General features: G+C 71.5%; 20 protein-coding genes. 16 read left to right on the plus strand and 4 right to left on the minus strand.

Annotation, left to right across the window (positions count from 1 at the left end; all coding sequences use genetic code 11):
• Positions 1–667 precede the first annotated feature (667 nt).
• From ABZ806_RS04810 to ABZ806_RS04830, 5 genes are all read left to right on the plus strand, one after another.
• Entirely contained in the window at positions 668–1,291 is a 624-nt protein-coding gene (locus tag ABZ806_RS04810; protein ID WP_131944740.1) for a PadR family transcriptional regulator, read from the plus strand.
• A gap of 66 nt (positions 1,292–1,357) precedes the next feature.
• On the plus strand, positions 1,358–2,437 hold the full coding sequence (locus ABZ806_RS04815) for an inositol-3-phosphate synthase (protein WP_500215382.1): 1,080 nt from the start codon (positions 1,358–1,360) through the stop codon (positions 2,435–2,437).
• Positions 2,438–2,619: 182 nt separating this feature from the next.
• The gene (locus ABZ806_RS04820; protein WP_500215384.1) at positions 2,620–4,392 is read left to right on the plus strand and encodes an ABC transporter substrate-binding protein; all 1,773 of its coding nucleotides are present in this window, start codon (positions 2,620–2,622) and stop codon (positions 4,390–4,392) included.
• A gap of 65 nt (positions 4,393–4,457) precedes the next feature.
• A complete protein-coding gene (locus tag ABZ806_RS04825) occupies positions 4,458–5,129 on the plus strand; it encodes a TetR/AcrR family transcriptional regulator (RefSeq protein ID WP_500215385.1) in 672 nt (223 codons plus the stop codon).
• A gap of 316 nt (positions 5,130–5,445) precedes the next feature.
• Positions 5,446–6,732, plus strand: a complete 1,287-nt coding sequence (locus ABZ806_RS04830) for an MFS transporter (protein ID WP_500215386.1) — start codon at positions 5,446–5,448, stop codon at positions 6,730–6,732.
• 57 nt (positions 6,733–6,789) lie between these two features.
• Here the strand turns inward: ABZ806_RS04830 and ABZ806_RS04835 are convergent, their stop codons facing one another.
• Both ABZ806_RS04835 and ABZ806_RS04840 read right to left on the minus strand, forming a co-directional pair.
• On the minus strand, positions 6,790–8,103 hold the full coding sequence (locus ABZ806_RS04835) for an adenosylmethionine--8-amino-7-oxononanoate transaminase (RefSeq protein ID WP_500215388.1): 1,314 nt from the start codon (positions 8,101–8,103) through the stop codon (positions 6,790–6,792).
• Positions 8,100–9,596: a CCA tRNA nucleotidyltransferase gene (locus tag ABZ806_RS04840; protein WP_500215390.1), complete on the minus strand. Its 1,497-nt coding sequence runs from the start codon at positions 9,594–9,596 to the stop codon at positions 8,100–8,102. Before ABZ806_RS04840 ends, ABZ806_RS04835 begins: the two co-directional genes overlap by 4 nt.
• Before the next feature lie 380 nt (positions 9,597–9,976).
• Between ABZ806_RS04840 and ABZ806_RS04845 the strand changes: the two genes are divergently transcribed.
• The 6 genes from ABZ806_RS04845 to ABZ806_RS04870 all read left to right on the plus strand — a co-directional run bounded on the left by ABZ806_RS04845 (position 9,977) and on the right by ABZ806_RS04870 (position 18,367).
• On the plus strand, positions 9,977–10,525 hold the full coding sequence (locus ABZ806_RS04845) for an aminoacyl-tRNA deacylase (RefSeq protein WP_500215392.1): 549 nt from the start codon (positions 9,977–9,979) through the stop codon (positions 10,523–10,525).
• A gap of 102 nt (positions 10,526–10,627) precedes the next feature.
• Positions 10,628–13,264 (plus strand): DUF6049 family protein, encoded by a 2,637-nt coding sequence (locus tag ABZ806_RS04850; RefSeq protein ID WP_500215393.1) that lies wholly within the window; start codon positions 10,628–10,630, stop codon positions 13,262–13,264.
• Positions 13,215–14,984, plus strand: a complete 1,770-nt coding sequence (gene murJ / locus ABZ806_RS04855; RefSeq protein ID WP_500215395.1) for a murein biosynthesis integral membrane protein MurJ — start codon at positions 13,215–13,217, stop codon at positions 14,982–14,984. Before ABZ806_RS04850 ends, murJ begins: the two co-directional genes overlap by 50 nt.
• Positions 14,985–15,224: 240 nt before the next feature.
• Complete coding sequence (locus ABZ806_RS04860; RefSeq protein WP_500215397.1) at positions 15,225–16,811, plus strand: protein kinase family protein; 1,587 nt, start codon at positions 15,225–15,227, stop codon at positions 16,809–16,811.
• Between the two features lie 168 nt (positions 16,812–16,979).
• Complete coding sequence (gene sigM / locus ABZ806_RS04865; RefSeq protein WP_396452468.1) at positions 16,980–17,603, plus strand: RNA polymerase sigma factor SigM; 624 nt, start codon at positions 16,980–16,982, stop codon at positions 17,601–17,603.
• A complete protein-coding gene (locus ABZ806_RS04870) occupies positions 17,600–18,367 on the plus strand; it encodes an anti-sigma factor family protein (RefSeq protein ID WP_500215399.1) in 768 nt (255 codons plus the stop codon). The genes sigM and ABZ806_RS04870 overlap by 4 nt, the downstream gene beginning before the upstream one ends.
• Positions 18,368–18,902: 535 nt before the next feature.
• Here the strand turns inward: ABZ806_RS04870 and ABZ806_RS04875 are convergent.
• Positions 18,903–19,475, minus strand: coding sequence for a dienelactone hydrolase family protein (locus ABZ806_RS04875; RefSeq protein ID WP_500215401.1), 573 nt, complete (start codon positions 19,473–19,475; stop codon positions 18,903–18,905).
• A gap of 141 nt (positions 19,476–19,616) precedes the next feature.
• On the opposite strand from ABZ806_RS04875, the gene trxB reads away from it, so the two are divergent.
• The gene (trxB, locus tag ABZ806_RS04880; RefSeq protein WP_500215402.1) at positions 19,617–20,570 is read left to right on the plus strand and encodes a thioredoxin-disulfide reductase; all 954 of its coding nucleotides are present in this window, start codon (positions 19,617–19,619) and stop codon (positions 20,568–20,570) included.
• Positions 20,571–21,158: 588 nt separating this feature from the next.
• On the plus strand, positions 21,159–21,473 hold the full coding sequence (gene trxA / locus ABZ806_RS04885; protein ID WP_500215403.1) for a thioredoxin: 315 nt from the start codon (positions 21,159–21,161) through the stop codon (positions 21,471–21,473).
• 122 nt (positions 21,474–21,595) lie between these two features.
• On the opposite strand, the gene ABZ806_RS04890 is transcribed toward trxA, so the two are convergent.
• Positions 21,596–22,213: a GNAT family N-acetyltransferase gene (locus ABZ806_RS04890; protein WP_089327674.1), complete on the minus strand. Its 618-nt coding sequence runs from the start codon at positions 22,211–22,213 to the stop codon at positions 21,596–21,598.
• A gap of 261 nt (positions 22,214–22,474) precedes the next feature.
• Here ABZ806_RS04890 and ABZ806_RS04895 point away from each other — a divergent pair, with 261 nt between their 5' ends.
• From ABZ806_RS04895 to ABZ806_RS04905, 3 genes are all read left to right on the plus strand, one after another.
• The gene (locus ABZ806_RS04895) at positions 22,475–23,707 is read left to right on the plus strand and encodes an aminotransferase-like domain-containing protein (protein WP_500215512.1); all 1,233 of its coding nucleotides are present in this window, start codon (positions 22,475–22,477) and stop codon (positions 23,705–23,707) included.
• A 74-nt stretch (positions 23,708–23,781) separates the two neighbouring features.
• Entirely contained in the window at positions 23,782–24,723 is a 942-nt protein-coding gene (locus ABZ806_RS04900; protein ID WP_500215405.1) for a D-alanine--D-alanine ligase family protein, read from the plus strand.
• Between the two features lie 688 nt (positions 24,724–25,411).
• Entirely contained in the window at positions 25,412–25,612 is a 201-nt protein-coding gene (locus ABZ806_RS04905; protein ID WP_500215407.1) for a hypothetical protein, read from the plus strand.

A 25,612-nucleotide genomic window follows, 5' to 3' on the forward strand; every position in this document is an offset into this window, starting at 1 on the left:
TGCCGGAGGCGGCCGGGCGTGCGGAGTCGCCGGGACGGGGGTTCTGCTGCCCGCCCGGCCCGTGCGACCCGGGTTCCGGTCGGGGCTGGCTTGGATTACTCACGCGACCTCATCAACAGGGGACAACGGTGGTTGCCAGGGGCCCTGGGGCGGCCCTCCGGCCCTTGTTGCGACTCGTGCGCCGTCCGAAGAGTACTGTGCGGGCTGGTGAGCGGGGGGAGCGCGTGCACCGCGAAAGACCATCCCGGCTGGTCAACGCCCCCGCCGATGGAAACGGCCGGGTTGATCCTCCTTGTTCGTCCGCCGTCCGGGGCGCTTGGCCCCGTGGCCGAGGACGCTCGACATGGCCGGGTGGTATCAGCCGCAACTTTGGCACACTTCGGCCCTATACACCCTGAATTCTCCGCATTCCGCGTCCCACCTCGGCGGTCGTCCCGCCCGTGCGGCTGAAGATCGTCTTCGCGCGGGCCGGCGGCGCGTAGGGGTGAGGTCACACCGTCCAGTACGAAGCGGCGGCCCGCCGCGGCTCGATCCGGCGCCGGCCACCGGGTTTGGACGGTCCACTTGCCAGGACGGGGCGCCGTACGTATCTTGTCGATGTATCGAGTCGATACATTCACTCGATACATCGGATCGAGACATCGGCTTCTGCGGAAGAGGGAACCGGATGGCGGCCAGGAAGGGCGCGGGCGTGCTGGAGCTCGCCGTGCTCGGGCTGCTGCACGAGGCCCCGATGCACGGCTACGAGCTGCGCAAGCGGCTCAACGCCCTGCTGGGCATGTTCCGGGCGTTCTCCTACGGCTCCCTCTATCCGTGCCTGAAGCAGCTTCTCGCGGACGGCATGATCGTCGAGGACCGTTCGGCCGAGGAGAACACGCCCCTGGCCCTGCAGAGCCGCCGGTCGAAGATCGTTTACAAGCTCACCGCCGACGGCAAGGAGCGCCTCCAGCGGCTCCTGACCGAGGCCGGACCGGCGGCGTGGGAGGACGAGGGGTTCGGCGTGCACTTCGCCTTCTTCTCGCACACCCGCGCCGACGTCCGGCTGCGCATCCTCGAAGGCCGGCGCAGCCGGCTGGAGGAGCGGCTGGAGAGCGTCCGGGCCGCATTGGCGCGGACCCGCGAGCGGGTCGACTCCTACACCCTGGAGCTGCAGAACCACGGGCTGGAGTCGGTCGAGCGCGAGGTCAGGTGGCTCAACGAGCTCATCGGGCGCGAGCGGGCCGAGCAGGAACAGCAAGCACTGTCAGCTAAACGAATTGACCAGGACATGCCTCGGGACGAGGGCCGCTGAGCGGCGACCCGGCGCCCTCGGGGGCGGGTGAAACCACATGTTCCGCAAGAGAGAAGGAGCAACCGGATGGGTTCGGTGCGCGTAGCCATCGTGGGTGTGGGCAACTGCGCCTCTTCACTCGTCCAAGGCGTCGAGTTCTACAAGGACGCGGCCCTCGACACGCGAGTCCCCGGCCTGATGCACGTGCAGTTCGGTGAGTACCACGTGGGCGATGTGGAGTTCGTCGCGGCGTTCGACGTGGACGCCAAGAAGGTCGGGATGGACCTGTCCGAGGCCATCCACGCCAGCGAGAACAACACGATCAAGTTCGCCGACGTCCCGCCGACCGGCATCACCGTTCAGCGCGGGCACACCTTCGACGGCCTCGGCCAGTACTACCTCGACATGGTCGAGGAGTCCGACGCCGAGCCGGTGGACGTGGTGAAGGTGCTGAAGGACGCCGAGGTCGACGTCCTGGTGTCGTACCTGCCGGTGGGCTCGGAGGATGCCGACCGCTTCTACGCCCAGTGCGCGATCGACGCCAAGGTCGCGTTCGTGAACGCGCTGCCGGTGTTCATCGCGAGCGACCCCGAGTGGGCCCAGAAGTTCACCGACGCGGGCGTCCCGATCGTCGGCGACGACATCAAGTCGCAGGTCGGCGCGACTATCACGCACCGCGTCATGGCCCGCCTCTTCGAGGACCGCGGCGTCGAGCTGCTGCGCACGTACCAGCTCAACTTCGGCGGCAACATGGACTTCATGAACATGCTGGAGCGCAAGCGCCTCCAGTCGAAGAAGATCTCCAAGACGCAGTCGGTCACCTCGCAGATCCCGCACGAGATGGCGAAGGCCGACGTGCACATCGGCCCGTCCGACCACGTGCCGTGGCTGGACGACCGCAAGTGGGCCTACGTCCGGCTGGAGGGCAAGTCGTTCGGCGACACGCCCCTCAACCTGGAGTACAAGCTCGAGGTCTGGGACTCCCCGAACTCGGCCGGCGTCATCATCGACGCGGTGCGCGCCGCGAAGATCGCCAAGGACCGCGGCATCGGCGGCCCGATCCTGTCGGCGTCCTCCTACTTCATGAAGTCGCCCCCGGAGCAGTACACCGACGACCAGGCGCACGAGGCGGTGGAGAAGTTCATCCGCGGCGAGGTCGACCGTTGATGAAGGCTCGCTGAGAGTCTGATCACAAAGTCTCCAAGGGACGCCCTGACAGTGGACTTCCACTGTCAGGGCGTCCTTACTTTTGGAGAGAAAACGGTGATGTACCGGTCCTTTGTCACTCTGTGGCCCTACTGTGACACTGCCGGTGACTGCGCGCCAGGTTCGGAGTTCGAGGTGGGAACGTGACGGCACGCCAAGTGTTCAAGGTGACGGTGGGGCTGACGGGGCTGATGGTGGCCCTCGCGGGATGCGCGGGAGGAGGTGACGACGCGTCCGCGTCGGGCGAGGGCCGCGACGGCGGGACGCTGCGGATCATCGGGTCGTCCGATGTCGAGCACCTCGACCCGACGGCGGTGGCGAGCGTCGGCGCCTACGGTCTCGCCCGCACGTTCGCGCGGACGCTGTTCGGGACGCGGGCGTCCAACGACTTCCAGGAGACGGTCCCCGTCCGGCCGGACGTGGCCGAGCGGATCCCGACCCGCGAGAACGGCGGCCTCAGCAAGGATCGGCGCACCTACACGGTGCGGCTGCGCGACGGCGTGCAGTGGAACACCGAGCCGCCGCGCCCGGTGACCGCGCACGACTTCGTCCGCGGGTTCGAGCGGCTGTGCAACCCGGCGGCGCCGTCCGCCGGCAAGGGCTACTTCCTGTCCACCCTGAAGGGGATGGACGAGTTCTGCCGCGGCTACGGCGGCGTCGACGGCAAGGACCCCGCGGCGATGGCCGCCTACCAGCGCGACCACGAGATCAAGGGCGTCCGCGCGAAGGACGACCGGACGCTCGTGTTCACGCTGCGCAGCCCGGCGAGCGACTTCCTGAACCTGCTGACGCTGCCGTACACCGCCGCCGCGCCGAAGGAGTACGACGCCTACGTTCCGGACGGCCCGGAACTCCGCCGGCACACGATTTCGGACGGCCCGTACCAGATCACCGAGTACCGTCCGGGGCTGTCGTACCTGCTGTCCCGCAACCCGGCCTGGCAGGCGGGCGCCGACCCGCTGCGCGAGCGGCACGTCGCCAAGATCCGGATCACCCTCGGGCAGGACTCGCCGGAGGCCGTCCAGCAGCAGATCGAGCAGGGCACCGCCGATCTCGCCTGGGACCAGCCCGTCCCGACGTCGGCGATCCCCCGGCTCCGCGACGATGACCGGTTCGCGATCAGGGAGACGCCGAACAACAGCCCGTACCTGGTGTTCAACACGCGCAGCCCGAACAACGGCGGCGCACTCGGCCGGCGGGAGGTCCGGCAGGCGCTGGAGTACGCGGTCGACCGCAGCGCGCTCATCAAGATCGTCGGCGGGCCGTCGGTGGCGAAGCCGCTGCACACGGTGATCCCGCCGGGCAACTCCGGGTACTCGGCGACCGACCTCTACCCGACGCCCGGCGAGTCGGGCGATCCCGCCAAATGCCGCGAGCTGCTGGGGAAGGCGGGGCAGCCGGAGCTCACGCTGAAGTTCCCCTACCGGACGAACAGCGTCCACAAGCTCATCGCCCAGTCCATCGCGGAGAACCTGGACGCCTGCGGGGTCGACACCGAGCTCGTCGCCGACTCGGGCGGCTCGTTCTACGCCGGCACCCTCGGCACGCCCGCCCGCGCCCGCGCCGGCGAGTGGGACATCGCCGCCCCCGGCTGGGTGCCCGACTGGTACGGCAACAACGGCCGCTCGATCATCCAGCCGCTCTTTGACGGCCGCACCTACGGGCAGAACTCCACCAACTACGGCGGCTACGACAACCCGCAGGTCAACGCCCTGATCGACGCGGCCCTCACCGCACCGGACGCCGAGCACGCGGCCGGCTACTGGCAGCAGGCCGACCAGAAGATCATGGAGGACGCGGCGATCGTGCCGCTCCTGGACCGCGCGCAGACGCTGTTCCACTCGTCCCGCGTCCACGGCGCCGTCTACCTGCCGACCACCGCCGGCTACGACTACACCCGCCTCTGGCTCAGCTGAGCGGCCTCCGCGAGGACGCCACCACCACTTGAACGTTGTGCAAGGTCGTCCCTACGGTGGAGGTCATGCCGCGCGACACGCTCTCCCGCGACCAGATCGTCCGCACCGCCGTCGAGGTCCTCGACGCCGAGGGGCTCGAGGGCATGAACATGCGCGCGCTGGGCAGGCGGCTCAACTCCGCCGCCACGGCCGTCTACTGGCACGTCGAGAGCAAGGACAACCTCGTACTGCTGGCCACCGACCTCGTCTGGGGCGACCTCGCGCTCCCCGACCCTGACACGACCGGCTGGCGCGGCGCCGCGACCGCCATGGCCACCGACCTGTACCGGATGTTCACCGGCCACCCCTGGCTCGTCCAGGTCCTCGCCGGCCACGTCGTCTACGGGGAGAGCAGGGCGCGCCACGACGAGCACCAGCTCGCCGTCTACGAGGCCGCGGGATTCACCGGCGCCGTCGCCGACCGGGCCGCCGCCGCGGTGTTCACCTACGTCCTCGGCAACGCGGCGGCCGTCGCCGCGACCGCCTCGCTCACCCGCGGCCTCGCCCCGGGCGGCGACGGCGCCCGGGAACGGCTGGCCGCCGCTATGACCGCCGCCCACGAGATCGCCGCGAACCACCCGCGCCTACGCGCCCGCCTGGAGACCGCCGCCGCGACCGGCTACACCGACGCCACCTTCGAGTTCGGCCTGAACGCGCTCCTCGACGGCCTGACCCGCACCACCTCCCGCCACCAATAACCCACGCCGAACACCACCGCGCCACAGCCCCGAGCGGGCCGCAGCACCACCAGGCCACAGCCCCGAGCGGGCCGCAGCACCACCAGGCCACAGCCCCGAGCGGGCCGCAGCACCGCCAGGCCACAGCCCCGAGCGGGCCGCAGCACCGCCAGGCCACAGCCCCGAGCGGGCCGCAGCACCGCCAGGCCACAGCCCCGGGCGGGCCGCAGCACCGCCGGGCCGACCACCCCGCCGGACGGTCTCCGGCGGCGCCAGCACCACCGGGCCACAGCGCCAAGCGGGGCGGGTGGTGGGGTGGAGCACGTAGGGTGATCGGGTGAAGGCCGGTCAGCTGCGGGAGATCCTGCGAGAACGGGATTTCCAGCGGCTGTACGCGACGCGGCTGGCCTCCCAGCTGACCGACGGCGTGTTCCAGGTGGCGCTGGCCAGCTACGTGTTCTTCTCCCCCGAGCGGCAGACCACGGCCGGCAAGGCCGCGGCGGCGTTCGCGGTGACGCTGCTGCCGTACTCGGTGCTCGGCCCGTTCGCCGGCGTGTTCATCGACCGGTGGCGCCGCCGCCAGATCCTCGTGTGGGCGCCGGTGCTGCGGGCCGTGCTGGTGCTGCTCGTCGCCGGCCTCGTCGCCGCCGGGCAGGACGGCGCGGGCCTCTTCCTCGGCGTCCTCGTCGTGCTCGGCGTCAACCGGTTCTTCCTCGCGGCACTGTCGGCCGCGCTGCCGCACGTGGTGCGGCGGGAGCAGTTGGTGACGGCGAACGCGTTCACGGTCACCTCCGGGACGATCATCGCCTTCGCCGGCGCGGGCCTCGGCTACCTGCTGCGCCTGCTGTTCGGCGCCGGGGACGACGGGACGACGCTGATCCTCGTGTCCGCGGCGGCGCTGTACCTGCTGGCGGGGCTGGTCGCCACGACGCTGCCGAAGGGGCTGCTCGGGCCGGACGCGCCGGACCTGTCCCGCGTCCGCGACACGCTCGGCGGCGTCGTGTCCGGCCTGGTGGACGGGGCGCGGCACATCGGGCGGCGGCCGCAGGCGGCGCTGGCGCTCGGCGCGATCTCGTTCCACCGGTTCCTGTACGGCGTCGTCCTGATCATGACGCTGCTGCTGAGCCGCAACCACTTCGCGGACGACCCCGACCGGGGGCTGGAGACGTTCGCGCTCATGCTCGGGGTGTCCGGCGCCGGGTACTTCGCGGCGGCGCTGATCACTCCGGCGGTGGTGCGGCGGATCAGCAAGCAGGCGTGGACGGCGTGGCTGCTCGCCGCGGCGGCGCTCAGCCTGCTGCTGTTCGGGACGCCGTTCGCGGAGCGTCCCTGGGCGGTCGGCGCCTTCCTGCTGGGCGTCGTGTCGCAGGGCGTGAAGCTGTGCGTCGACACGACGCTGCAGGAGATCATCAACGACGCCTACCGGGGGCGGGTGTTCGCCGTCTACGACATGCTGTTCAACGCGACGTTCGCCGCCGCCGCGGCGGCCGCCGCCACCTGGCTCCCGTCGGACGGCCGCGCCGTCCCGACCCTGCTCGCGGTGATCGCCGCCTACGCCGCCGGCGCGGTCGCCTACCGGACGGCCGCGTCCCGCATCCGCCGCACCGCCCCCGCCCTCCGCTGACCCGGCCGGGCCCGACCCGGGCCGGTCCGACCCGGACCGGCACGGCGCGGCGCGGCGCTAGAGGGACTCGGCGATGGCGTTGAGGGCGGCGGCGATGTGGAGGACCTCGTCCTCCGTGCAGACGTACGGCGGCATCGTGTAGATCAGCTTGCCGAACGGGCGCAGCCAGACGCCGTGCGCCATGGCGATCTCCTGGACGGACGGCACGTCCACCGGCTCCCGCGCCTCGATCACGCCGATCGCGCCGAGGACGCGGACGTCCGCCACCCCCGGGAGGTCGGCGGCGTCGTCGAGTTCGCTGGTGAGGATCGCCTCGATGGTGTCGACCTCGTCCCGCCAGTCGCGGGACAGCAGCAGGTCGATGGACGCGGACGCCACGGCGGCGGCCAGCGGGTTCGCCATGTACGTGGGGCCGTGCATCAGGACGCCCGCCTCACCGGAGGCGATACCGGACGCGACGCGGTCGGTGCACAGGGTGGCGGCCATCGTCATGTATCCGCCGGTCAGAGCCTTGCCGACGCACATGATGTCGGGCGTGACCTCGGCGTGGTCGCAGCCCCACAGCTCACCCGTCCGGCCGAACCCGGTGGCGATCTCGTCCAGGATCAGCAGCAGGCCGTGCTCGTCGGCGATCCCGCGGAGCGCGGCCAGGTACTCGGGGGCGTAGAAGCGCATCCCGCCGGCGCCCTGGACGATCGGCTCGACGATGATCCCGGCCAGCTCGCCCGCGTGCTCGGCGGCGAGCCGGGACAGCTCGTCCAGGTAGGCGCCGTCGGGCTCGGCCGCGTACCCGAGCGGGGGCGGCGGCGCGAACACGTGCTTCGCGAGGACGTCGCCGAACAGGTGGTGCATCCCGTTCACCGGGTCGCAGACCGCCATGTCGCCGAACGTGTCGCCGTGGTAGCCGCCCCGGACGGTGAGCAGCCGGTGCCGCTCGGGCCGCCCCTGCGACCGCCAGAACTGCAGTGCCATCTTGATCGCGACCTCGACCGCCACCGACCCGGAGTCGGCGAAGAACACCTTCGTCAGCGGCTCCGGCGTGATCTCGACGAGTCGCTCGGCCAGCCGCACCGCCGGCGGGTGCGTGAGCCCGCCGAACATCACGTGCGCCATCTTGCCGAGCTGCCCGGTGACGGCCGCGTTCAGCTTCGGGTGGTTGTAGCCGTGCACGGCCGCCCACCACGACGACATCCCGTCGATCAGCTCGGTGCCGTCCGCGAGCGTCAGCCGCACGCCGCTCGCCGACACGACCGGCAGCACCGGCGCGGACGTGGGCATCGGCGCGTACGGATGCCAGATGTGCTCCCGATCGAATGCCAGGATCCGCTCGGCCTCCTGCGGGCTCATCCGCCCGAGCTGCAGCGGGATCACGCCGCACCCCCGCCGTCGGTGCCATCGGCGGAGGACTCGGCGGGGGCGGGGAGGATGCCCTCGGTGGCGGCCCAGGCGCGGAGTTCGTCCGCGGCGGCCTCCTTGCCGATCATGCCGCGGTCCAGCCGGACCTCCAGGAGGAAGCGGTAGGCCCTGCCGACGAGGGGGCCGGGCGTGATGCCGAGGATGTCCTGGATCTCGTTCCCGTCGATCTCCGGGCGGATCGCGGCCAGCTCCTCCTCCTCCGCGAGGCGCTCGATGCGCACTTCGAGGTCGTCGTAGGTGCGGCGCAGCCGGTCGGCCTTGCGCCGGTTGCGGGTCGTGCAGTCGGCGCGGGTCAGCTTGTGCAGCCGGGACAGCAGCGGCCCGGCGTCGCGGACGTAGCGGCGGACGGCCGAGTCCGTCCACTCGCCGGTGCCGTAGCCGTGGAAGCGCAGGTGCAGCTCCACGAGGCGGGACACGTCGTTGATGACGTCCTTCGGGTAGCGCAGCGCGGTCAGCCGCTTGCGGGTCATCTTCGCGCCGACGACCTCGTGGTGGTGGAACGACACCCGGCCGCCGTCCTCGAACCGGCGCGTCCGCGGCTTGCCGATGTCGTGCAGCAGCGCCGCCAGCCGCAGGACGAGGTCGGGCCCCTCCTGCTCCTGGGCGATGGCCTGCTCCAGGACGATCAGCGAGTGCTCGTAGACGTCCTTGTGCCGGTGGTGCTCGTCGATCTCCAGCCGCAGCTTCGGCAGCTCCGGCAGGACGTGCGCGGCGAGGCCCGTCTCCACCAGCAGCGCGAGGCCCTGCCGCGGGTACCGGCCGCAGATCAGCTTGGACAGCTCGTCCCGGATCCGCTCGGCGGAGACGATCTCGATGCGGGACGCCATGTCCTTCATCGCGCGGACGACGTCCGGTGCGACGGTGAACCCGAGCTGCGAGGTGAACCGGGCGGCGCGCAGCATCCGCAGCGGGTCGTCGCTGAAGGAGTCCTCGGGCCTGCCGGGCGTCCGCAGGACCTTGCGCTGCAGGTCGGCGAGGCCGCCGAACGGGTCGACGAACTCGTGGCCGGGCAGCCGCGCCGCCATCGCGTTCACCGCGAAGTCGCGGCGGCGCAGGTCCTCGACGAGGGACGTCCCGTAGGAGACGTCCGGCTTGCGGGACTTCGGGTCGTAGGACTCGCTGCGGTAGGTGGTGATCTCCAGTTCGACGCCGTCCTTGCGGAGGCCGACGGTGCCGAAATCGATGCCGATCGTCCAGTGCGCGTCCGCCCAGTCGCGGATGATCTCCAGGGTGCGTTCGGGCGGCGCGTCGGTGGTCAGGTCGACGTCCTTGCTGCGGCGGCGCAGCAGCGCGTCCCGGACGGGCCCGCCGACCAGCGCCAGCTCGTGCCCGGCCGCCGCGAACAGGGCGCCGAGGTCGTCGGCGACGGGGGCGATCCCGTGCAGCAGCTCGGTGATCGCGGTACGCCGCGAGGACTCTGGGGTCACGTTCTGGTTGGGCACGGCCATCGAGCGTATTTCCTTGATTGACGGGCTGACAAAGGACTTTCTGGTGATCGCCGCAGCCCCGCGCGGAGCCTTTGCGGGGCCGGAGCCGGACGGGCCCCTTCACATGCCGCGATCTCCGGGTTACGTTCTGGACACCCCGATGACGCCAGCGCGACCGCCGGTGAGCCTCCCGCACGACAACGGTAGCGGGATCCACAAGGGCCCCGGTCCGCCGCACGTGCGGCTGCGGCGCATCGTAAGGGTTTACGTGACGTATGACGCGCGTTAGGCCAGTCGATCCGGGTATGTGGGGAAACCCCCCGCAGAGTGCGAAGCACGGGGACTCAGCGAAACCAGTTCCGGGGGGTGAGCGGGGAGACCCCCGCGGAATGGAGCCGAACATGAAGGACGCTCTCGCCATCCACCGCGCGCTGCTCGAATGGGAGGCCGTGCACGAGATCGTGCGGCTGCCCGTCGCGATGTCCCACGCCGACGAACTCCCGAAGGCCCTCGGGCTCCCGGCGCAGCGGTGCCTGGTGACGCGCGTCTACGCCTGCGACGGCGGCCGGCTCGGCCGCCGCTTCCTGACCGGCGTGATCGTCCCGGCGGGTGAGCGGCCGGTCATGGAGGCGGTCCGGCGGACGGTCGGCGCCCGCACCGTCCGCCCCGCGCACCCCGACCTCGTCAACGCGGTCACCGAGTACGCGGCCGGCCTCGTCTGCCCGCTCCTGCTGCCCGACACGATGCCTCTGCTCATCGACCACCGCCTGGTGGACGGCGTCGGCTCCGACGACGTCGTCTACACCGCGACCGGGGAGGCGTCCACGGCCCTCGGCATCAGGGGTGGCTCCCTCTACGCCCTCTGCCACGCCAAGCCGGTCGACCCTCTCGCCCCGCCCGCCGTCCCCGCTCCCGCCGCGGCTCCGGAGACCACCCGCTCCCGAACCTGACCCGCCTCCGGCGCGCGGGCACTCTCCATCAGCCCGACGGACTACCATCGACGCCGTGGTGCGGGAAATGTTCGCCCGCCGTCCCGAGGCGGCCGGTAAGGCGTGAGGACGGTCAAACGCGCGGTGGCGCTGGCCGCTCTGCTGCCCTGCATGGCGATGGCGGCGCCGGCGGCACTGGCGTCCCCCGACCTCGCGCGCCGCGCGCCCGCCTCCGCGCAGGCTCAGCCGCCGGTACAGGCGCAGGCGAAGACCCGGGCACAAGCGAAGGCGCAGGTCGCCATGGCGCTCACCAAGGTCGATCCGAAGAGCGTCAACGAGAAGTCGCGCATCGAGATCGCCGGGCTGGCCAAGAACCGCACCGGCCACGAGCTGCCCGGCCTCCGCCTGCGGCTCCGGTACGGCACGACGCCCGTCCTCAGCCGCAGCCAGCTCGACCAGCTCGCGGCCAGCCCGCCGAACGCGCTGCCGAACGTCGGCCCGGAGAAGCAGATCCCGGGGGCGGCGGCACCCGGGGTGAAGCAGAGCTGGCGGTTCGAGACCACGGTCAAGGACCTGGGCCTCCGCGCACCGACCGGCACCCCCGGCGTCTACCCGGTCGGCGTCGAGGTCCTGAACTCAGCGCGGCAGGTCGTCGGGGGCATCACGACATTCCTGACGTTCATGCCGAAGAAGGCCGCGTTCACGCCGGTCTCGGTCGGCTGGGTCTGGCCGCTCGTGGACGGGATGCACCGCACCAACGACCGGACGTTCATCGACGACGACCTCGCCAAGTCGGTGGCGCCCGGCGGCCGGCTCGACAGGCTCGTCAACGCGGCGTCCGCGACCGACACGCCCGTCACGTGGGGGATCGACCCGGCGCTGCTGGACGACGTGCGGCAGATGGCGTCCGGCGACTACACCGTCCGGGCGCCCGGCGCGAAGAAGGGCGTCCAGAAGAAGAAGAGCGCGGCCGCGGCGGCCTGGCTGACCGCGCTGAAGAACGCCTCGAAGAAGGACCCCTACTTCACCCTGCCCTACGCCGACCCGGACGTCGTGGCGCTCGTCCGCCGCAAGACGCCCCGCGACATCGGCGTCGCGTTCGACGAGCGGAACACCGGCGTCGCGACGCAGGTCCTCGGACGCGCCGCGGACGCGCACGTCGCCTGGCCGCCGTCCGGCGCCGCCGGGCCCGGCACCGTCGACCAGCTGGCCAAGAACGCCCTGAAGGGCGGCGGGGCCTTCCTGATGAGCAGCTCGCAGTTCCAGAACCCGGCGGCCGGGGCGCTGCCGAACGCGACGACGACGCTCCCGACGCACTACGGCGACAAGAAGGCGCTGCTGTACGACGAGAAGCTCAACAAGATCGTCAGCGAGGGGTCGCGATCGGTCTCCGGGGGACTGCTGACCGAGCAGCGCTTCCTGGCCGAGACGGCGATGATCGCGGGCGAGGCGCCGAACCGGCCGCGCACCGTCGTCCTCGCCCCCGACCGGCACTGGAACCCGGCGGACGGCGTCGCGAAGAACCTGCTGAAGTACACCAAGGGCGCCAAATGGCTGCGCGAGGTGCCGCTGAGCAAGATCGAGTCGGCGCAGCCGCAGGGCCGCGTCTTCAACGGCTACTCCGACGACTACCAGCAGTACGAGCTCGGCGACGCGCACCTCGCCCAGGTGCAGGAGATCGCCCGGCAGGCCGGGTCGTTCGAGGCCGTGATGACCGGCTCGACCCGGATCTCCTACGAGCGGGCGCTGCTGCGCATGGAGTCGGCGGCGTGGCGGACCTCGCCGCGACACGCCAGGGCCGCGCGCAAGCAGCTGGAGGACGAGCTCACCGGGGACATGCACCTGGTCCGCATCGTCACCACCAAGAGCAAACGGGTGCTGATGGGCGGCAGCTCGGGCCGGCTGCCGGTGCTCGTGGAGAACACGCTGCCCGACCAGGCGGTCAAGGTCCGGCTCGTCGCCACGTCGGAGAACAGCGCGAAGTTGCGGCTCGGGGCGCTGGCGCCCGAGGACGCCGTCATCGAGCTGGCGCCCGGGGAGCGGGCCCAGCGCTGGATCCCCGCCCAGGCGGCCGGCAACGGCAACTTCCACGTCTCGCTGGAGTTGCAGATCCCCGGCTCGGGCGGCCGGACGTACGGGGACGGCGAATCGATCACCGTGACCGTCACGGGCTACGGACGCCTCGCACTGCTCATCACCGGCGGCGGACTTGCCGTACTCTTCGTGGGCGTCGGAGTGCGGGCCATCAGAGCGAGGCGCCGCCGGAAAGCGGAGGCAGCCGGTGACGGGTCGACCGGAATGGGATCGGCGGGAGCAGGGGAACAGGGGACCGGATTCCCCGGCCCCGGGTTCCCGGGGGCCGGGATACCCGCCGCCGAATTCCCCGGGGCGCCCGGGGCAGGGACGTCCGGCGGGGGGCAACCCGCCGGACCAGGGATATCCCCAGGGTCAGGGATATCCGCCGGGTCCGCCGCCACCGGGCCCGGGGCAGAGGCCGCACGGCCCGCCTCCCCAGGGGCCTCCACACCAGGGGCCTCCGCGTCAGGGCCCGCCGCACCAGGGGCCACAGGGGCAGTCTCCGCAGGGCCCACAGGGGCCGCAGGGGCCGCCTCCGGGGAGGCATTCCCAGAGGCCACCGGTCCCGCCGGGCCCACCGGGACCGCCGCCGCGGAACGCGCCGAATCCGGCGGGATATCCGAGCCCGCCGCCGATGGGCCCTCCGCGCGGCGCGGCGAACATCGCCGCCGAGACGGCGATTGACCTTCCCGTCCCCGGCGGGCACGCGCCCGTAGCCGAGACGGTCGTCGACACGCCCGTCCCCCCGCCCGGCGAGGGGGACGGCGGCAAGGGCACCTCCGGCGGCATCCTGCGGTCCGGCGCGATCATGGCGGTGGGCACCCTCGCGTCCCGCATCACCGGCTTCCTGCGCACCGCCGTCATCGTCGCCGCGCTCGGCACCGGGCTGCTCGCCAACGCCTACAACACCGCCAACACGATCCCCAACCAGATCTACGACCTGCTGCTCGGCGGCATCCTGACCAGCGTCATCGTCCCGCTGCTGGTGCGGGCCAAGCAGCGCGACCGCGCCTACGGCGAGCAGTACGAGCAGCGCGTGTTCACCCTCGCGGTGATCGGCCTCGGCGCCCTCACCATCGTCGCCGTGCTGTGCGCGCCGCTCTTCATCGACATCCTGGCCGGCAGCTACACCGGCGACCAGCGCAAGGTCGCCGTCCTGTTCGCGCAGTTCTTCCTGCCGCAGCTGTTCTTCTACGGCGTCGGCGCGTTCGCCGGGGCCATCCTGAACACGCGCGGCAGCTTCGCCGCGCCGATGTGGGCGCCGGTCCTGAACAACATCGTGGTGATCGCGGTCGGCGGCGCGTTCCTGGCGATCACCACGGGACGCGTCGACCCGTCCAGCATCTCCGACTCCCAGCTCATGCTGCTGTACCTCGGCACGACCGGCGGCATCGTCCTGCAGACGGTCGCGCTGTGGCCGTCGCTGCGCCGCGTCGGCTTCCGCTGGCGGCCCCGGCTGGACTTCAAGCGCGGCGAGATCGGCGAGGTCGGCCGGATGGCCGGCTGGACGCTGCTGTACGTCATCGCCACCCAGGCCGCGCTCGCCGTCGTCACCGCGCTGGCCAACGCGGCCGGCAACCTGGCCGTGGACGAGGGGCTCGGCGAGGGCTACGGCTACACCCCGTACTTCAACGCCTACCAGCTCTTCCAGCTGCCCTACGCGATCGTCGGCGTCTCGGTGATCACCGCGCTGCTGCCCCGGATGAGCCGGTTCGCCGCCGAGGGCAAGACCGCCGACGTGCGCGCCGCGTTCTCCAGCGGGCTGCGGCTCTCCTCGGTGATCATCATGCCGGCGGCGGCGCTGATGCTGGTGCTCGGCCCGGAGATCACCACGGTGCTGTTCGCGCACGGCAACACCTCGCCGGACGACGCGCTGGTCATCGCGCGGGTCATGCAGATGTTCGCGATCGCGCTCGTGCCGTTCTCGATCTACCAGCTCATGCTCCGCGTCTTCTACTCCCACGGCGACACGAAGATGCCCGCGCTGATCGGCCTCGTCGTCACCACGGCCAACATCGCGATGGCGTTCACCGCCTACAACCTCCTCGGCGTCAAGTGGATCGTGGTCGGCATCGCCGGCGGGTTCGCGATCGCCAACGTGGTCGGCACCATCACCTGCTGGCTGGTGCTGCGCCGCAAGCTCGGCGGGATCGACGGCCGGCGGATCATCGGCGGCCACCTGAAGCTCCTCGTCGCCGTCTGGCCGCTGATCGGGTTCGCCTACGCCGCGCACACCGTCGCCGACGCCGTCGGGAACACCTCGGCGATGGTCCCCGCGCTGGTCACCCTGGTCGTCGGGTCCGTCGGCGGCGGGCTGCTGTACGTGGTCTTCGCCAAGCTGATGCGGGTCGAGGAGATCCAGACCGCCATCGGGACGTTCGCGCGCCGGCTGCCCGGCCGGTGAGGACGAGCACGGTGAGGACGGGCACGGTGAGGACGGGCGCGACGGGCGCGACGGGCGCGGATCACATCGGAAAGTAAAAAGGACGCGCGGCGATAAGGCGGCCACTCAGGCGAGTAAGCACTACCATGTGGGGGACTACGGCTTGCGGGGCGACACCCTGGGGAACGCAAAGAGGAGGGTCGGAGGCGTAAGCTGCCACGCCACGAACATGGGATCTGACCACCTGTGCAGGACGTTGCCGTGAGCACGTCAGTCATCGAGCCCGGCACGCGTCTCGCCGGCCGCTACCGCCTCGAAGAGCGCATCAGCGATTCCGGTGGATCGTCGCTCTGGAAGGCCATCGACGAGATCCTCGCGCGGGCGGTCGCCGTCCGCACCTTCGATCCCGAGTTCCCCCGGATCGCCGAGGCCGTCACCTCCGCCCGGTCGGCCAGCAGGCTGACCGACCCCCGCTGCACCCAGGTGTTCGACGCCGACGACTCCGGTGAGAGCGCCTACGTCGTCAGCGAATGGGTGGTCGGCGAAACCCTCGAGGGCATGCTCGGCAAGGCCCCGCTGGAGCCGGGCCGCGCCGCGACGCTGCTGTACGAGGCGGCCGAGGCCGTCGCCGCCGCGCACGCCGCCGGGCTCTCCCACCTCTGCCTCACCCCCCGCGACCTCGTCTGGACGACCGGCGGCACCGTCAAGATCCTCGGCATCGCGACCGACGCGGTGCTGAACGACCGGCAGGCCGACGACCCCGCCGCCGAGGACGTCCGCGGCCTCGGCCGGATGCTGTACGCGGCGCTCACCGCGCACTGGCCCGGCGACGAGAGCGCCTCCGACCTGCCCGCCCCGCCCGCCGCCGACGGGGTCCCGCACGCGCCCCGCCAGGTGCAGGCCGGCATCTCGCACGCGGTCGACGCGATCGTCTGCCGCTGCCTCGGGATCGGGCCGGGCGAACCGCTCGCGTCCCCCGCCGACCTCGCCAGGGCACTGCGCGGCGTGCCGCGCACCCCGCTGCCGCTGTTCGCCGGGCTCGGCCAGACCGCTCCGCCGCCCGCACGTCCCGCGGCGCCGCAGCGTCCCGCCGCGCCCGGACCGGGCCCGGCGCGGCCGCACCGGCAGCCGCCGCACGAGCAGCCGACGGCGTCGCACGTCCCGCCGCCGCGCGCGCAGCACGGCGCGCCGCCGCCGTCCACGTCCACCCGGACGGCCCCGGCGCACGGTCCCGGCGCGCCCAAGCGCCCCGCGAACCGCGCGCTGCTCGGCATCGCCGCGGCCGCGCTGACCGTCATCGTCGGCATCGGCGCGTGGGCGCTGACCAGCACCGGCGGCGGCGACGACCCGAGCGGTGGCGGCGCCACCGACGGGTCCAAGACGAGCGCGCCCGCCCAGCCGACCGTGGTCAAGCTGGACGTCCAGCACATCGAGGGAGTCCAGCAGTCGCGGCCCGACCACCCGGACACGTCCATCGCGAAGGACGCCGAATCGGTCATCGACGGCAAGCCGAGCGGCAAGTGGGAGACGCAGAGCTACCGGGACGCCGACTTCGGCAACTACTCCAAGGGCATGGGCGTCCTGCTCGACATGGGCAAGCCGGTGAAGGTCTCCCGAGTCGAGATCATTTCGCCGGAGAGCGGCGGAACGCTGCAGGTCAGGGTCGGTGACTCGCGGTCCCCGAGCGACCTCAAGCGCGTCGGCGAGCAGCCCGCCAACGGCGGCAAGCTGACCATCACCGCGTCGCCGCAGGCCACCGGGCAGTACGTCGTGGTGTGGTTCACGAAGCTGCCGGCGTCCTTCAAGGGGCGGCTCGGAGAGGTCACCGTCTACGGAGCCGCAGGCTGACCCGCGTCCGCGCGGTACGGAAGCGCTGTGACGTGGAGCGGCGCATGTCTGTATCGTGCCTGTGAGCAGATTATCCCCTCGCCCCCAGGAATCCGTGGTGCCTACCCCAGCAGCCGGTCGCGGACGCCCGGCGCCGACCCCGCGTTCCGAACGAGAAAGCGGGCGCTCATGACGTCGGTGAGCATGCATCGCGTGGGCGAGGTGCCCGACAAGGAACTCCTCGCCCGGCACGCCCAGGGGGACCCGCACGCGTTCGCCGAACTGGTCCACCGGCACCGCGACCGCATGTGGGCGGTCGCGCTGCGCACCCTCGGCGACCCGGAGGAGGCCGCCGACGCGCTCCAGGACGCGTGCCTTTCGGCGTTCCGCGCGGCCGGACGGTTCCGCGGGGACGCCGCCGTCACCACCTGGCTGCACCGCATCGTGGTGAACGCGTGCCTCGACCGCATCAGGCGCAAGTCCGTCCGGCCGGCGACGCCGATGGGCGACGACGCGACGTTCGACGCCGTCGCGCCGAAGATGCCCGACCCGACGGACGCGCACGGCGTGTCCCTCGACGTCCGCACCGCGCTGGAGCAGCTGCCGTTCGAGCAGCGGGCCGCCCTCGTCCTCGTCGACATGATGGGCTATTCCGTCGACGACGCCGCGCGGGTCATGGAGGTCCCGGCCGGGACGATCAAGAGCCGCTGCGCGCGCGGACGCGCCCGCCTCGCGCCGCTTCTCACCCACCACCGGAACCGACGGGATCGCAAAAACGTCGGAGGTGTGGAAGGAGGTGGCATGCCCAAGTGAACCCCGCACACTACGACTACGACATCCTGGCCGACTTGGCCGAGGGACTGCTCGAAGACGACGAAGCCGCCTCCGTCAACGCGCACCTGGACACCTGCGCCGAATGCCGTGACCTGTCCGCCGACCTTGCGGACGTCTCACGGATCCTGGCGGAGGCACCCGTACCGTCCATGCCCGCCGAACTGGCCGAGCGCATCGATACCGCCATCGCCGCGGAATCGATGCACAGCGCCACCGTGGTGAGCATGGAGCAGCGGCGCGGAAGGCGGCATTGGCGGATACTGTCGGCGGCCGCGGCGGCGGTGATCGTCGCCGGAGGCGGCGCGACCATCGGCACGATGGCGCTGGACGGTGTGTCCGGCGACCACGGTCAGGCGGCGGCCCCCGCACAGGACAATCCCGACCAATCCAGTTCGGAACATGGGTTGGCGCCGAACGCCGCCCCGGCCGCGGCGTTCACGGTCGCCAGCAGCGGCACCGACTACCTTTCCGGGACGCTGGGCGCGCAGGTCGACCGGCTGCTCGTCGGCGACCGGCAGGCCAAGAACGCCTCCAGGGAACCGTCCGCGCAGCTCAAGGGGTGCGTCAACGGCGTCACCCACGGGCTGACGCCCGCCCTCGTCGACAACGCCAAGTACGAGGGCCGGCCCGCGACCGTCATCGCCGTCCACGGCGACCAGTCCGGCAAATGGAACATCTGGGTCGTCGGAGCGGACTGCTCCGCCCGAAACCAGCACGTCCTAAAGAAACTGGACAACGCCTAACACAACCGCCACCGCCCGCCGTTCTCGGCTCACCCCCGAGAACGGCCCCCACCAACGACCACAACCCGAAAGCACCCCGACCTCGAACTCGCCACAAACGGTCGTGAGCTCACCACAGGCCGGGACACGAGCCGGCTGCCGAGCTTCCCCGCGAGCTGAACGCGAACTCCCCACGAGCCGGGCACAAGCTCGCCGCGAACCGGGCCACGCGCCGACGCGAGTTCGCCACCAACGGGCACGAGCCGCGCACGAACTCGCCTCGAACGGGCGCGACCTCGCCACAAGCTGGACACAAACCGGCGCCGAGCTTCCCCACGAGCCGGGCCACACACCTACGCGAGTCGGCCACAAACGGGCGCGAACTCGCCACCAGTTAGATATGAGCCGGATGCGAACTCCCCACGAACCGGGCGTGAGTCGAGGGTGTGCGGGGCATTGGCCGGGCGTCAGGGCGCAGCTGGCAGCGGGCGGGCCGGGCGACCGGTCGCGCTCATCGTTCAGGGCCAACCCGCGGCATCTATCCGGTAGCGCGGAATTACAGGGAGTCGAGGAAGGCCAGGGCGGTCGTCCAGGCGTTCTCCGCCGCTTCGGCGTCGTAGTCGGGGAGGTCCGGGTCGGTGAACAGGTGGCCGGCGCCGCGGTACCGGTAGACCTCCACGTCCGCGCCCGCCTTGCGCATCTGCAGGTACCAGGCGTTCAGCCAGTCGACGGGCTCCCACGTGTCGGGGTCGGCGACGTGCAACTGCACCGGGACCTCCGTGGACGCGTCCTCCGCGATGTCGGACGTGCCGTGCATCAGCAGCAGGCCGCCTGCCCTCTCGTCCGCGAACGCGAGGTTCTGCGCGATGGACCCGCCGAGCGAGAACCCCGCGTACACCAGGCCGCCGTCGCCGATCAGGGGCGCGGCCGCGGCGATGGCGCGGCGCAGCAGTTCGTCCCGGCCGATCTCCTCCTTGATCTCGATGCCGGCCTCGGCGTCGTCGACGACCCGCCCGTCGTACAGGTCGGGGACGTGGACGTCGTGGCCCGCCGCGCGCAGCCGGTCCGCCGCCTGGTGCACCGCCGGACGCAGCCCGTACATCGAGTGGAGAAGCAGAATGCGTGCCATGCACCTCACCCTAGAGGGGGTAGAGCCTGGTGGACGGCCGGTCGGGGTGTCCCGGGAATCCCCGGGGCCTAGGATCGGTTGACGCGACTGGCAGGCCGGGTCGTGCGGCACCGAACGGCCAACGAGGAGAGGCGCAGAACAGTGAGCGACGTCCGTAACGTCATCGTGATCGGGTCCGGACCCGCGGGCTACACGGCCGCCGTTTACGCGGCTCGCGGCGATCTGAAGCCGCTGGTGTTCGAGGGGTCGGTGACGGCCGGGGGCGCGTTGATGAACACCACCGACGTGGAGAACTTCCCCGGGTTCCCCGACGGGATCTTGGGACCGGACCTCATGGACAACCTGCGCAAGCAGGCCGAGCGGTTCGGCGCCGAGCTGATCACCGACGACGTCACCGAGGTGGACCTGACCGCCGACCCCAAGGTGGTGAAGGTCGGGGACGAGACCTACCTGGCCAAGACGGTGATCGTGGCGACCGGCTCCGGATACCGGGAGCTGGGGCTGCCGGACGAGAAGCGGCTGTCGGGTCGCGGCGTGTCGTGGTGTGCCACCTGTGACGGCTTCTTCTTCCGCGAGCAGGACATCGCCGTCGTCGGCGGCGGCGACACCGCGATGGAGGAGGCGATCTTCCTGACCAAGTTCGCCAGGTCGGTGACCGTGGTTCACCGGCGGGGCGAGCTGCGCGCGTCCAAGATCATGCAGGATCGGGCGTTCGCGAACGAGAAGATCAAGTTCCTGTGGGACAGCGAGGTCGCCTCGATCCAGGGCGAGGACCGGGTGACCGGCGTGACGGTCCGCAACACCAAGACCGGCGCCGAGTCGGCGCTGGAGATCACCGGGCTGTTCATCGCGATCGGCCACGACCCGCGCAGCGAGCTGTTCGCCGGCCAGCTGGAGACCGACACCGACGGCTACCTGCTGGTGGACGCCCCCACCACCCGGACGAAGATCCCGGGGGTGTTCGCGTGCGGTGACGTGGTGGACCACATCTACCGGCAGGCGATCACCGCTGCGGGCAGCGGCTGCTCGGCCGCGATCGACGCCGAGCGCTGGCTCCAGGACCAGGACGCCGCCGAGACCGTCCCCCAGGCCTGACCACCCTCCCCGGCGGCCGTCGAGCCACCCTGTGGGACTGCGCCGCACCAGCGGCCCGACGTCCCACAGGGCCCTGGGTCGGCCAGGCCCGCTGCACTGGAACCTCCACGACGACAACCCCCCGGACCGCGTACGAAGGGCCCGAAGCCCCCGGCAGGGCCCCGAGACCGCGTCCAAACCGCGGCGCCGGAGTCCACGACAACCCCGGACCTGCGGACCAAGGGCCCAAACAGCCGGACAGGGCCCGCCTCCGCGGCCGAACCGCGGCACTGAAGCCCACACGACGACAACACTGAGACCGCGTGCCAGCGGCGCGAAGGCCCGCAGGGCCCTCGGCTCCGCGGCGCCGGAGCCCGCACGACAGCGGCACTGCACCGGGACTGCACACCAGCGGCCCGAAGCCCCGGAAGGCCCTCGCTCCACAGCCCAACCCGCAGTTGCGGAGGGTGGCAGGGCGGAGGTCGATGTGACCGCACGTTCGGAGCCTGATGGCACGCGGGAGTCCCCGTCCCGCTGACCGACCCGCGCGGCCTACGCGAACGGACGAACGGCCGGGGGCCCTGGCCACGTGAGAACAGAAGGAGAACCATGAAAGCCGTGACCGACGCCGACTTCGCGATCGAGGTTTTGAAGAGCGACAAGCCCGTCCTCGTCGACTTCTGGGCCGAGTGGTGCGGCCCGTGCCGGATGGTGTCGCCGATCCTGGAGGAGATCTCCAAGGAGCACAGCGACAAGATCGACATCGTGAAGATGAACATCGACGAGAACCCGCAGGTGCCGCAGCAGTACGGGATCATGCAGATCCCGACGATGAACATCTACAAGGACGGCGAGGTCGTCAAGCAGATCATGGGCGCCAAGCCGAAGGCCGCCCTGCTGCGGGATCTCGCCGAGTTCATCTGAGCGGATCCGACGAGCGGGATCCAACGAGCCGCCTCTCCGTCTCCCGCGGCGAGCGCGAAAGCGTGTGGCCCGCACCCCATGCCGGGGTGCGGGCCACACGCGTCAAAGCGCCTCAGATCCCCTCAGACGGGTCGTAGCGCCCCCTCCGGGGTCATGGAGCCCAGCAGCCGTTCCAGGGCCACCTCGACGTCCTCACGCCACGACAGGGCCGACTTCAGCTCCAGGCGCAGCCGCGGATACCGGTGGTGCGGCCGGACGGTCTTGAACCCGACCGACAGCAGATAGTCGGCGGGCACCATGCACCCGCCGTCCTCGCCCTTCAGGTCGCCGAACGCCTCGATCGCCTTCACCGCGCGCCGGGTCAGGTCCTTGGCGACGCCCTGGACGAGCATCCGGCCGAGGCCGCCGCCCGCGAACTCCGGCAGGATGTGCGCGGTCATCAGCAGCACCGCGTCCGCGCTGACCGGGCTCGTCGGGAACGCCACCGAGCGCGGTACGTACAGCGGCGGCGCGTACATCACGAAGCCCGCCGGCACGTTGTCCACGTACGCGATCTTGCCGCAGCTGCCCCACTCCAGGAGCGTCGAGGAGATCCACGCCTCCTTCTCCAGTCCCGAGTCGCCGCTCTCCAGCGCACGGTCCCGGCTGACCGGATCCAGCTCCCAGAACACGCAGCCGCGACAGCGGTGCGGTAGATCATCGAGATTGTCCAGCGTGATGTTGACGAGACGACGCGACACCGGGTCGGCACCCCCTGCCTCGATCCTCGCCCGCCCGGCCTGGACCCGTAGCGGTGGAACTTCCCGGCAACAAACCGGGACCCGCGGGCATCGTATCGGACAGGAGTTTCCCCGACCGGGCGGCACGCCACACCCGGAGCGGTCCGGCGCGGCCGCCATGCCGTAGTTTTCTGGGAAGCCATCACATCTCGGAGGTGCCACGTGGAACAGCATTCGCGGACGGACGTCTATGCCGATCGCTACGCCGCCCGCGCCGCCGGGATGGTGCCGTCCGAGATCCGGGCCCTGTTCGCGATGGTCGCTCGCCCGGAGATCGTCTCGCTCGCGGGCGGCGCGCCGTACGTGTCGGCGCTGCCCCTCGACGCCGTCGGCCAGATGATCGGCGACCTCGTCGCCGGCAAGGGCGCCGAGGTGCTGCAGTACGGCTCCGCGCAGGGGGACGAACTGCTCCGCGAGCACATCTGCGAGGTCATGTCCCTGGAGGGCGTTCAGGCGTCCCCGGACGACGTGGTCGTCACGGTCGGCGCGCAACAGGCGCTCGACCTCATCACCAAGATCTTCGTCGACCCGGGCGACGTCGTCCTGGCCGAGGCACCGTCCTATGTCGGCGCGCTCGGCACCTTCGCGTCGTACCAGGCCGAGGTCGTGCACGTGCCGCTGGACGAGGCCGGGCTCATCCCGTCCGCGCTCCGCGAGACGCTCTCGTCGCTCCGCGCGCAGGGCCGCAGCGTCAAGTTCCTGTACACGGTGCCGACGTTCCAGAACCCGGCCGGCGTCACCCTCACCACGGCGCGCCGTGCCCAGATCCTGGAGATCTGCGCCGAGTACGACGTGCTGATCGTCGAGGACAACCCCTACGGGCTGCTCGGCTTCGACGCCGAGCCCATGCGGGCGCTGCGGGCGGACGACTCCGAGCGCGTCCTGTACCTCGGTTCGTTCTCCAAGACGATCGCCTCCGGCCTCCGCGTCGGTTGGGTGCTGGCGCCGCACGCGGTGCGGGCCAAGCTGGTCCTGGCCGCCGAGTCCGCGATTTTGTGCCCGTCGAACTTCTCCCAGCTCGCCGTCCGCGAGTACCTGGCGACCCAGCCGTGGCGGGAGCAGATCAAGGACTTCCGTGAGCTGTACCGGGAGCGTCGTGACGCGATGCTGGAGTCCCTTGACCAGCTCATGCCGGACGGTTGCACGTGGACGCGTCCGGCCGGCGGCTTCTTCGTCTGGCTGACGCTGCCCGAGGGCCTCGACGCCAAGGCGATGGCCCCGCGCGCGATCGCCGAGCGGGTCGCCTACGTCCCGGGCACCGGTTTCTTCGCCGACGGCACCGGACACCGGCACATGCGGCTGTCGTACTGCTTCCCCGAGCCGCACCGGATCCGGGAGGGCGTCCGGCGGCTCGCGAACGTGGTCGAGAAGGAGATCCGCCTCCGGGACATGTTCGGCGGTTCCGTCGGCGGTACCTCTACCGGTGTCCAGGCTCCCGGACCGGACGTCGTCTGAAGGTTTCACGTGAAACGCGCGTCCGCCGATGGTCGTCGGCGGACGCGCACGACACCAGCAAGAGGGGCAGCGCGGTGGAACTCAGGCATGTCGTCGTCCTCGCCGGGGGACTGTCGTACGAGCGCGAGGTGTCGCTCAGGTCCGGCCGGCGCGTCACCGACGCGCTCCGCGCTCGCGACATCCCGGTCGAACTACGCGACGCCGACGCGACACTCCTGGACTCCCTGGCGGACGACCCGCCGGACATCGTCTTCCCCGTCCTGCACGGTGCCGCAGGGGAGGACGGCTCGATCCGCGAAGTCCTCGAACTCCTCGATGTGCCGTATCTCGGCGCCCGTCCGGACGCCTGTCGTGTCGCATGGGACAAGCCGACCGCCAAGGCGGTCATCCGCCGCGCCGGCCTCCGCACCCCCGAGTCGGTCGCCCTCCCGAAGGAGGTCTTCCACGACCTCGGTGCGGCATCCGTCCTCGACCGCATCCTGAGCGCCCTGGGCCTCCCCCTGTTCGTCAAGCCGACCCGCGGCGGATCGGCCCTGGGCGCGTCCGTCGTCCATGAGCCGTCCGAACTCTCGGCCGCCATGGTCGGCTGCTTCGCCTACGGCGACGCTGCTCTCGTCGAGCGCTACATCTCCGGCACCGAGGTCTCCGTGAGCGTCATCGAGCAGGACGGCGCCCCCGTCGCCCTCCCGGCCGTCGAGATCGTCGCGCCCGGCGGCCTGTACGACTACACGGCCCGCTACGACGCCGGCGACACCGAGTTCGTCACCCCGGCCCGCCTCGCCCCGGACGCCGCCGCCCGCGCCACCTCCGCCGCCGTCACCGCCCACCGTGCCCTGGGCCTCCGCGACATCTCCCGAACTGACCTCATCGTCGCCCCCGACGGCGAGGTCCACTTCCTCGAAGTCAACGTCGCCCCCGGCATGACCGAGACAAGCCTTCTCCCCCGCGCCATCAGCGTCGCCGGCCTGGACCTGGGCGAAGTCTGCGAGTCCCTCCTCCAAACGCGCATCACCTAACTCCCCACCCCGGGCGGCGCCACACACAGCCCTAGCGAAACCACGGCTTCATCCACCGCTGGCCCCTGGCCGAGGCCCCATGGCCGACATGCCATCGGCGGATCACACACCGGTCCAGCGCCTCACACCACGGACACACGGGACACACACCAGGGCACTTCCCGCGCTCCGCCCGTATCCGGATGGCTGGCTTCACCTCGCGCCAGCTGCCGGGCAACACGCCTTGACTGTCTCCCCTGGACCGCGGAACCCACAACCTGTCGGACGGAGAGGCACAGTGGCTGAAGGGCGGCCGCCACCTGAGGCGAGCGAGCCTGACCGCGATGGCCTATAGCCTCGGCGAGCCCGGCCCCGACCTCCACTCCACGGCGCGGCTCCCTGGGTCGGTGTGGAGTTGTCCTCGGCGACCACGACGCACCTGATCCTCGGTCGGACGCCGTTGCCGGCCGCCCGTCGGATGATGGCCCAGTGCTGCTCCCCATCGCGGCCGATGTGACGGCTCGTTGAGCGGGTCGGCGAGCGTGGTATTCCAAGCCCGCCGTAGATTCCCGGGTGGACGGGCAGCGTCAGGTCGTCGTCGAACCCCCAGTAGAAGATGCTTACCGTGCGCGTGCGCGTCCGCCAGCATCCGCCCATTCAGTCACCACCGGGGGTCGGTACAGGTGTCCGTGTGGCTTCTAGATCGTGGATGGCGCCCAGGCCCGCGGAGGATTGGACGTGTCGGGGCCGCCCCGGCAGGTGCGGCCAGCTCCCATTCGCCGCACTTCTGGCGGTCTGCGCCGCCGACCCGTCCCCGGCGGGCACCCGCGACGCGGAGCTGCTGGCGTCCCCTCCACCACCGGCGCGCGGCCACGCGAAGGTCACCGCGCTGCCCCGCGGCGGGCGCTGA

Source organism: Spirillospora sp. NPDC047418, from assembly GCF_040643275.1.
Classification (GTDB): Bacteria; Actinomycetota; Actinomycetes; order Streptosporangiales; family Streptosporangiaceae; genus Spirillospora.

Bases quoted from the DNA above. Each gene is read 5' to 3' on its own strand.
- ABZ806_RS04810 (WP_131944740.1), top strand. From the start codon at position 668: ATGGCGGCCAGGAAGGGCGCGGGCGTGCTGGAGCTCGCCGTGCTCGGG.
- ABZ806_RS04815 (WP_500215382.1), top strand. From the start codon at position 1,358: ATGGGTTCGGTGCGCGTAGCCATCGTGGGTGTGGGCAACTGCGCCTCT.
- ABZ806_RS04825 (WP_500215385.1), top strand. From the start codon at position 4,458: ATGCCGCGCGACACGCTCTCCCGCGACCAGATCGTCCGCACCGCCGTC.
- ABZ806_RS04840 (WP_500215390.1), bottom strand. From the start codon at position 9,596: ATGGCCGTGCCCAACCAGAACGTGACCCCAGAGTCCTCGCGGCGTACC.
- ABZ806_RS04845 (WP_500215392.1), top strand. From the start codon at position 9,977: ATGAAGGACGCTCTCGCCATCCACCGCGCGCTGCTCGAATGGGAGGCC.
- murJ (WP_500215395.1), top strand. From the start codon at position 13,215: ATGGGCCCTCCGCGCGGCGCGGCGAACATCGCCGCCGAGACGGCGATT.
- sigM (WP_396452468.1), top strand. From the start codon at position 16,980: ATGACGTCGGTGAGCATGCATCGCGTGGGCGAGGTGCCCGACAAGGAA.
- ABZ806_RS04875 (WP_500215401.1), bottom strand. From the start codon at position 19,475: ATGGCACGCATTCTGCTTCTCCACTCGATGTACGGGCTGCGTCCGGCG.
- trxA (WP_500215403.1), top strand. From the start codon at position 21,159: ATGAAAGCCGTGACCGACGCCGACTTCGCGATCGAGGTTTTGAAGAGC.
- ABZ806_RS04895 (WP_500215512.1), top strand. From the start codon at position 22,475: ATGGTGCCGTCCGAGATCCGGGCCCTGTTCGCGATGGTCGCTCGCCCG.
- ABZ806_RS04905 (WP_500215407.1), top strand. From the start codon at position 25,412: ATGGCGCCCAGGCCCGCGGAGGATTGGACGTGTCGGGGCCGCCCCGGC.